The organism is Streptomyces sp. NPDC093097 (genome assembly GCF_044754325.1).
Taxonomy (GTDB): Bacteria; Actinomycetota; Actinomycetes; order Streptomycetales; family Streptomycetaceae; genus Streptomyces.
In genome coordinates this window covers 34535-42799 of the sequence record NZ_JBIVOW010000038.1, presented here as the reverse complement: position 1 = coordinate 42799, position 8265 = coordinate 34535, and the positions used below count along the sequence as shown (strand labels likewise).

The 8265-nt window shown below is 68.4% G+C and carries 7 protein-coding genes; 4 read left to right on the top strand and 3 right to left on the bottom strand.

Going from position 1 to position 8265, the window contains the following annotated elements:
* Positions 1-549: 549 nt before the first annotated feature.
* The 3 genes from ACIQE0_RS37035 to ACIQE0_RS37025 all read left to right on the top strand — a co-directional run bounded on the left by ACIQE0_RS37035 (position 550) and on the right by ACIQE0_RS37025 (position 4729).
* Complete coding sequence (locus ACIQE0_RS37035; protein ID WP_402340310.1) at positions 550-1350, top strand: hypothetical protein; 801 nt, start codon at positions 550-552, stop codon at positions 1348-1350.
* A gap of 193 nt (positions 1351-1543) precedes the next feature.
* Complete coding sequence (locus ACIQE0_RS37030; RefSeq protein ID WP_402340307.1) at positions 1544-1873, top strand: hypothetical protein; 330 nt, start codon at positions 1544-1546, stop codon at positions 1871-1873.
* A gap of 60 nt (positions 1874-1933) precedes the next feature.
* On the top strand, positions 1934-4729 hold the full coding sequence (locus ACIQE0_RS37025) for a Helicase associated domain protein (RefSeq protein ID WP_402340304.1): 2796 nt from the start codon (positions 1934-1936) through the stop codon (positions 4727-4729).
* Positions 4730-4866: 137 nt separating this feature from the next.
* Here ACIQE0_RS37025 and ACIQE0_RS37020 read toward each other — a convergent pair whose 3' ends face one another.
* On the bottom strand, positions 4867-5490 hold the full coding sequence (locus tag ACIQE0_RS37020; RefSeq protein ID WP_402340301.1) for a hypothetical protein: 624 nt from the start codon (positions 5488-5490) through the stop codon (positions 4867-4869).
* 348 nt (positions 5491-5838) lie between these two features.
* Between ACIQE0_RS37020 and ACIQE0_RS37015 the strand changes: the two genes are divergently transcribed.
* Positions 5839-5991 carry a hypothetical protein gene (locus ACIQE0_RS37015; protein WP_366339387.1) on the top strand — a complete coding sequence of 51 codons (153 nt, stop codon included), beginning with the start codon at positions 5839-5841 and terminating at the stop codon, positions 5989-5991.
* A gap of 77 nt (positions 5992-6068) precedes the next feature.
* On the opposite strand, the gene ACIQE0_RS37010 is transcribed toward ACIQE0_RS37015, so the two are convergent.
* Positions 6069-6512, bottom strand: coding sequence for a hypothetical protein (locus tag ACIQE0_RS37010; protein ID WP_402340299.1), 444 nt, complete (start codon positions 6510-6512; stop codon positions 6069-6071).
* Positions 6513-7449: 937 nt separating this feature from the next.
* Positions 7450-8244 carry an exonuclease domain-containing protein gene (locus tag ACIQE0_RS37005; protein WP_402340296.1) on the bottom strand — a complete coding sequence of 265 codons (795 nt, stop codon included), beginning with the start codon at positions 8242-8244 and terminating at the stop codon, positions 7450-7452.
* Between the last annotated feature and the right edge of the window lie 21 nt (positions 8245-8265).

Below are 8265 nucleotides of genomic sequence, written 5' to 3'. Positions count from 1 at the left end.
GCGCGCGTCCTCCTCCGGAGGAACGACGCACGCCCCTACGGGGCGTCAAATGCAATTCCCCTCCGGGGAATTGATAAGACCCTTCGGGTCTTACTATTCCTTCGGAATAGCTGGGAATTCCTCCGGAATTCCGCACTGGGCTTCCTTGAGGTGTGTCTTGTCTGGCGTGTGACAGGCTGTTGGTTGTGCCGGACGTGGGGCTGGCTACGGGGCGGGGGTTCCTTGGTTGGTCTGGGGTGCCGTCTACTGGTCTCTTCGGGCGGGTGGCAGTGCCTGACTGCCCGTCACTGGCCGTCGTCGAGTGTGGGTGGAGGGGGGTGCCTGACGGTGACTGGGCGGTGCGATGACTTGACGCTCCATCACGAGGCTTACAGCGTAGCAAGTTTCGATGGACTTGTAAGCTGTTCTCTGCCGAAACCATGCGTTCGAGTCCATCCTGTCTGAACTTGCTGCATCACTCTGTGATGCAGGGGTAGAGTTCGTGAAACTACGGCATCACCTCCCAGGGGCAGGAAGCACCGGGAATTCCTCAGGTGGAAGGGCCGAACGATGCCGATCGAGAAATTTACTGCGCGTGAAACCGTCCGTCGATCCGTGCAGAAGAAAGCTACCGGAATGGACCGGAAGCAGGTAGCAGAACAGACTGAAATCGCCCGCGGTTGGGAACACGCCGAATCGCGGCGCATCGGCTACGTCATGGCCCAGGAGCACATGGAGATCTACGCCCCGCAGGCAGATCTCACGGTCACCCGGTGGAAGCGCGAACGCCTCCAGCGGATCGCCGAACCAGAAGCCGCCACAACACCGTCCGTGGGCGCGGCCGTTCGCCGGTGCCGGGTCGTGGCGCGGCGCGTGGACGGCGCCCACTCAGGGTGCGCCACGCTCGCGAACTTCACCGACACCGAGTCGGTCGAGGCGGCGGTGGCCGCGGTGCGGCGGGAGAACGAGCGGCTGGGCGGCCTGTATGGCGTGCGTGGCCTGTGCCGCGTCGTGCAGGTAGTGGAAGAAGACGCGGTGACCGAGCCGCCCGAGGCCCGGCTGGAGGCTTTTGTGCGGGAGACGGTGCTGCCGCGCACGCATCCGAACTCCACCGCGCGGCGCCGGGTGTTGGAGGCGCTGGGTGAGGCCGGCTGTCTGTGCACCGCGCGAGCGGTGAACAGCGACGGGGACGTCATCCTCTGCAAGCGCAAGTCCGGGCACTACGACCCGGACGATCTGCCGGGGTTCAAGCGCGGGAAGTCGGACGGGACGCCCGGGGGCTGGCATCTCGCGGGCGGGTCGATCTGGAGTGACGCCGGTTCGGCTTGCTCCCCGCACACTCCGGTCCCCGGTGAGGTGGTCGGCCGGTGATCTGGAGCAGCGAGGACGTCGCGCGGGATGTGGTGCGGCGGCAGGGCGCGGGGATGCCGGCGGCGCAGGTGGCCGAGGCGGTTGCTCAGGCGACGGTGCGGGAGCGGGAGACGGCCGAGGAACTGCGGTCTCCGGGGCCAGTGGAGCACGGCGGTTTGGTGGCGTCGCCGGATCCGGAGGAGCTCGCCGAGCGGTGGGCGGCGCAGCATGCGGAGTGGAGGCGTCGGGGTGGGCGGTGTATGAGCCGGATCGGGACAGCGCTGGCACGACGTGGGCGGCGGAACGGACGATCCGGCGGGAGCGGGCCCTCGCCGCGCACACCGCGCACCTGGAGCAGCGCCGGGAAGCCGCGCAGGAGATGCGGGGCGAGGTGTGGTTGCCGGCCGGGCCGGGCCGGCTGCTGCGGCAGGCCGCAGCCCGTGCCGGGCTGACTCCCCAGGAAGTGCTCGCGCAGCTGGCGAGCCGGGTGGCGGTCGGCGAAGACGGCACCGTGTCCGTCGCTCCGTTCATTCCGTCGCGCTGACTTTCCATCGGAATTGCGGACTCGTTGAATTGCTAGATTGTGCAGAAGGAGGGACAAGGAATGGGCAACAGGACGGGTGAGATTCCGCTTTTCCCGCATCAGGTGGAGTTGGTGGATGCGGTTATTCGGGGTCTTTCGGGGCCGTTGGACGGGGTTCTGCCTGCCCGGGGGTTGCGCGGGACGGTGGTGTCGGCGACCGGTTCGGGCAAGACGATCTCGGCGGCGACGGCGGCGCTTCGGATGGTGCCGCGGGGGCTGGTGGGGGTGTTGGTGCCGACGCTGGATCTGCTGACGCAGACGGTGGAGGCGTGGCGCGCGGTGGGGCACACGGGGCCCGCGGTGGCGGTGTGTTCGTTGGGGGCGGACCCGCTGCTGGAGGCGCTGGACGTGCGGTGCACGACCAACCCGACGCAGCTGGCACTGTGGGCCGGCCAGGGGCCCATGCTGGTGTTCGCCACCTACGCGTCGCTGGTGCCGCAGGGCCTGGACGACGACCAGGACGGCGACGAAGAGGGCGCGGCCGGCGGCGGGGAGCGTGCGGGGGCGCCGGGGGTGCTGGAGCAGGCGCTGCGCGGCTCGTACGGGCAGCAGATGAGCCCGTTTGACCTGCTGGTGGTGGATGAGGCGCACCGGACCAGTGGAGCGATCGGGAAGGCGTGGGCGGTCGTTCACGACCAGGAGCGGATCCCGGCGGCGCGGCGGCTGTATATGACGGCCACACCACGGCTGTGGGCGCCCTCAACCACATTCGCCGGGGCACCGGGCCGGGACAGTGGTCCGAGCGGCTCTGAAGGGGATTCGGGGGCGTTGGGCGGACGCCTGGTGGCGTCGATGGATGACGTCGAGTTGTACGGGCCCGTTCTGTACGAGCTGGGGCTGATGGAGGCGGTGGAGCGGGGCGTCCTTGCCTCGTTCGAGGTGGATGTGCTGGAGATCCGCGACCCCGAGACCCCCGGCGAAGGCGCGGATCCCGAGGAGGTGCGTGGCCGGCGTCTTGCCGCACTGCAGGCCGCTCTGCTCAAGCACGCCGACGCCGTCGGGGCCCGGAACCTGATGACGTTCCACTGGCGCACGATCGAGGCCATGGCGTTCGCGCGGGCGTTGCCGGAGACAGCCGCGGAGCTACACCAGACGAACTCCGCGATCTACCCGAAGCGGGTGGGGGCGGAGTGGCTGTGCGGCGAGCACCCGGCGGCGCACCGGCGGGTGGTGCTCGACCGGTTCGCCGACGGCCTCGATGCCGAGGGGTGGGTGACCGACCTGGGCATCCTGGCGTCCTGCCAGGTGCTCGGTGAAGGCGTCGACATCCGCGGCAAGCGGGGTGTTGATGGCGTGGTGTTCGCCGACACCCGCTCCTCGCCCGTCCAGATCGTGCAGATCACCGGCCGCGGCCTGCGTCAGGCGCCGGGTGAGGGGAAGGTGGCGCGGCTGATCGTGCCAGTCTTCCTCCAACCCGGCGAGGACCCCGAGGACATGATGGCCTCTGCCTCCTACCGGCCCCTGGTCGCCGTCTTGCAGGGGCTGCGTGCGCACGACTCTCGGCTCATCGAGCGCATGGTCCTGCGCACCGCCAGTGCCCGTGGGAAGGCCACCTCGGTGGTCGCCCTCGATCCCGGGCACGAGGAAGACGCACACGAGGAGGGCGAGGAGGAGCAGCCGACCGCTGGTGACAGCGACGCCGGGGAGAGCGAGGAAGGCACGACCGCCAAGGCCGCCGACGTCGACGGTGATGGCCGGCGGGCCGCCGGCGACACGGACGAGAACCAGGACCAGGACGACGGGGACCGTCGCGGGGGTGTGCCGTTGCTGCGGTTCTCCCTGCCGCGCAACCCCGACGTCATCGCCGCCTTCCTACGCACCCGGGTACTACGACCGGACAGTGAAGTGTGGCTGTCCGGGCTCAACGCCCTACGCAAATGGGTCGAGTCGCAGGGGCACGCGCAGGTGCCGATGGACACCGTCGTACCCACCGGCACGACCGGGGCGACCGGGGCGACCGGGGCGACCGGGGCGACCGGGGCGACCGGGGCGACCGGGAGCAACGACGACGACGGCGGCACGTATGCGTTGGGGGCGTGGGTCAGCGAGCAGCGCCGCGCCTTTCGGGCAGGGACATTGAAGGCGTGGCGGGCCGAGCTGCTGGACGAGCTGGGGATGGTCTGGTCGGTCGCCGACGCCCGCTTCTACAAGAACCTCGCCGCGGCCCGCAGCTACTTCGCGCGGCACCGCACTCTGGCCGCGCCGAAGGACGCTTCGGTGGACGGGGTGGCGGTGGGGCAGTGGCTGGCCAACCTCCGCAAGACCGGTGGGCTGGGCAAAGACGAGGAACGCGCGGCCGAACGCCGGGCGGCGCTGGAGCGGATCGACCGGCACTGGAATCCGCCGTGGCCACTGGTGTGGCAGCAGCGATACGCCGCACTCACCGCGGTGCTGGCCGACGGGGCCGCGCTCGCGGAGATCCTTCCCGGGGTGGCGGTCGGCGGCCAGGACATCGGCACTTGGCTGCACGCACAGCGGGAAGGCTGGGCGCAGTTGGGCGACGGGCAGCGAGAGCGCCTGACCGAACTCGGCGTCGAACCGCTGCCGACCGCCGAGAAGGAGACGCCGGTGAAGGCGGCGAAGGCCCGGAAGGGGGCCTCAGCCGCCTTCGAGCGGGGGCTCGCCGCCCTCGCCCAATACAAAACCCGCACCGGGACCGTCACCGTCCCCAGAGCCCACACAGAAACCGTTGTGGTCCACGGCCAAGAGCACACCGTGAAACTCGGCATCTTCCTCTCCAACACCAAAAGCCGCCGCGACAAACTCACCACCAACAAACTCCAGCAACTCGCCGGGCTGGGGCTGGACTGGGCGTAACGCGGCTGATCATGCCGCGGGAGCGGAAGAAAGGCGAGGCAGTGTGGCCTCGATGTGACCGGGCATCGGGGCCACACTTCTGTACGCGGGGGACGTGTACAACCGCCCAACGAACCACCCACCAGGGAAAGCCGGGACTACGTCGGCTGAATACGTGCGCCGGTGGCAACTCCTACGTTGCGCCCCAGAGGGGACAGCGCCAAGCAGAAGAACAACGCGCCGAGCGGCAGCAGGTCCAGACCGGCCGCCATCGTCGCCGTACCGAGCAGCACAAGTGCGGGCCGCCAGACAGGTATGCGACGCTGCACGGCGAGCTGGATCGTCAGCCACAGCAGGCCGACGTAGAACAGCATCGGACCGACCGTGTACACCGCGGGCATCACACCGGGATGGCTCTGAACCTCCTCGAAGAGCTGATCCATCCCGGCCCGGCTGTCGGCTCGAAAGCCGACGATGAGATCGATGACGCCTTGGGCAGTGACGGACACCACCCCCACCAGCCCGATGAGCGCCGCCACACGGGCGCTCAACCGCGGCGCGCCGGTCGCCGGCTCCGACAGCCACAGCAGGCCCAGGAAGATCACGCCGAAGAGCAACACCCCTGCGATCATGGCGATATGACCGCTGATCCAGGCAAGATTCGGGCCGTGGGTCGGGTCGGAGAGCCGGATGGCTCCGTAGACGAGCATGCACAGCGGTGCGGCGATGAAAGCGGACCGCGTCAGTACGGTTCCGCGGGTTCCACGAGATCGGTTCGTCATTTGTCGATCTTGTCGGCCAGCACCGTACCCCGGCATCAGGGATCACCCCGATGACACCCGGACACACCCCTGACTGGCCATCATCGTTGACCCCTGATCCGCGTCACCCACTGGGGCACGGGCATAGCAAGCACTTCCCGCGCGGCGGCGGCGCGGGCGTACCTGACGCGGGAGGGCACGCTGGCCGAGGTCCCGCGGGGCACCTGGAGGTCATCGTGCACGAGGGAGAGCCGCACGCGATCAAGTTGGGTGTGTGGCTGTCCAACCAGAAGAGCAGGGCAACGAAGTTGCCAGCGCAGCATGCGGCGGTGCTGGCCGGGCCGCGTCCCTCCACCGAGCTCGCGCGGCGTGGACACCACTTCCACCGACGACGTCATGCACCGGCTCGGCAAAGCGCTTCAGGCGTACGGGGCGGCCAAGCACGCCGCCGGCCGCATCGACCTGTTCCACCAGCTGTCTGGTGGTCATCGCAAAGATGACATTGGATTTCGTCACCCATGACAGTGCTGCTCGTCAGCAAGTTGTCAGCGCGAAACGCAAGCGCTGACCGCCCCTCAACCCCGTGGGTCAAGAATGAACTAGCCCGCGCGCGGCGCGCGTTGCGCCTGCTTCCGGATCTCGCTGGCCTGAATGTTGATGGCCCGCACGAACTGCTCGTACTGCTCTGCATGCGCCGGATCGCCGGCAACCCGAGCGAAGACATCCCTCGTGAGGCTCTGGCTGACGGAAGCCAGCGTGGCAAGTGCTTGCTTGAGTTCCGCCAGGCGCTCGGGTACGTCGCCGTCCCCCGGGATCGCGTCCCGAGTTCGGTCCGCGAGCGTGGAGCGGCGCAGCGCATCAGGGGCCGGGGGATGGATCATCCGGAGCAGGCCATTGCCCGACCTGGGCAGGGCCGGCGTTGGTGTCGTGTCGGCTGTCGCCGCGGTGTCCCGCGTTGTGGGCACCTGCTGCTGGCCACGCGAAGTCCGCGCCGCCAGCGCCGCCTCGGCCTGAAGTCGTCCTGTCTGCGACAGGATGCACAACACCCGAGGCGGCCGGGACGGATGCGCCCCTCCTCCCTGCGAAGCGAGAGCCAGCCCAGTCCCGTGAGCCGGGTGAGGATCTGCGACACCGTGCTCTTCCCAAGGCCGGTCAACTCGCCGATCCTCGCTCCCCACAACGGCTCATCCGCCGACGCTGCCAACAACAAGCGCAGCACCTCAACCGTCGGCTGGGTCATGCGGAGGGCGGGAGTCGCCACACCATCCACCACAGCACCCCAGACTGCCATAGGTCAAGGATGAACCACGCCCCAGCATGGACGCATTCCGCTGACATCCAAAACGAGGAAGCGCTACTGAAACTCCCGCGCAGACCACCACATGGCGTTCGCCCGGGCACTGCCGGAGACAGCCGCGGAGCTGCACCAGACGAACCCCGCCATCTACCCGAAACGGGGAGGACGCGCACCGCTCGTGTGGCCTGGACTCCCTAACCGTCGCCACCGATGGTTCGTTGGCGTGATGCGTCCATCACATCCGTCCCCCCCCCCGGATGGGGCTGAAGGGGCCTGAGCCGGTCGGTTCCGGCCCCTCACTCATACTCCTGCTCCGCCAGCGCCGACCATGCCGTGACCGGGCTGAAACGAGCTCAGTTGTGCCGATCATGAGTGACATTGACGAACGACTCCTGGCGCTGATCGACAGCGTGGTCGCCTGTGACGAGGAGTGCCTGCTGATGCTGCTGCACGAGGCACGCGCGGCGGTCGAGTAGACCTGCCGCAGGCGCCTCAGCCCTGCCGGACTCACGCCTGGGGGCTTCTGTGGGCCGCTGCCGACTTCTGCCCGCCGAACTGCATGCGACGAATCGGTGGCGGCGGCCGTGGGACTGGTAGAGAGGTGGGCAAGGCCCAGGAGTCGGACGATCGCGTGGGGGACCAGCCGAGAGGTGTCATGGGCAGTTCGCGCGAGCCGCAGGGAGTTAGTGGCTGATGTGTTGCATGGTGCTCAACAGGCGCCGGCAGTTGGCGACGGCCTTGTAGACGCCTCCGAGTGGTTGGTAACGGTAGCTGCGGTGACGGGCCGACCAGAGGCCCTTCCACGCGGCATAGGGGCGCATGGCGTCCTCCCAGGTGCACTTTTGCAGCCAGGCTTCCGCTTGGAGGTGATCGTTTTTGTAGTGTCGCCGGAGTTCTCTCTCCAGTACGCCACGGTCGAAGGCGGCGTTGTACGAGAGGCAGCGTCGGCCGGCCATGAATCCGGTGAGTTCCGGGAGGAGCATGCTGAAGGTCGGCGAGGTGGTGGTACGACCGGCCGAGATGCCGTGTAGCGCGACTGCTGCGGGTTCTACTTCGGCGTGGGGGTGGACAAGCTCGTCGACGAGAGCGGTGCCATGCCGGTCGGCCAGACCAATCTGGACGGCCCAGGCGTTGTGGAGGCCGGTGGTTTGGATATCGATGATGAGAAGCCGCGGATCGTTGAGGCAATCGCGTGCCCACTGCCGTGCGCGGTCGCGGTCCTGAGGCCACGTCGGTGGACGCCGAAGTGCACGTACGGCGTCTTCGAGACGAACATGGTTCTCGTGCACCGTCTGTACGTGCCAGGTGCCACATGTATCGACCTGTGCATGGACGGTGCCGAGATAGCTGGTGTTCTCGTAGGCAACCCAGGTCGGGCGTTCGGTGTCGCTGGGGCGCACGAGCTGCACTGGTGTGCCGTCGACTACGCGCTCAAGACAGTGCTCCCAGTCCCATACGTCGAACTCCACGGTGACCACACCGCCCTCCACGCCCCACAT

Coding starts and splice junctions, on each gene's coding strand:
- ACIQE0_RS37025 (WP_402340304.1), top strand. CDS start 1,934: ATGGGCAACAGGACGGGTGAGATTCCGCTTTTCCCGCATCAGGTGGAG.
- ACIQE0_RS37020 (WP_402340301.1), bottom strand. CDS start 5,490: ATGACGAACCGATCTCGTGGAACCCGCGGAACCGTACTGACGCGGTCC.
- ACIQE0_RS37035 (WP_402340310.1), top strand. CDS start 550: ATGCCGATCGAGAAATTTACTGCGCGTGAAACCGTCCGTCGATCCGTG.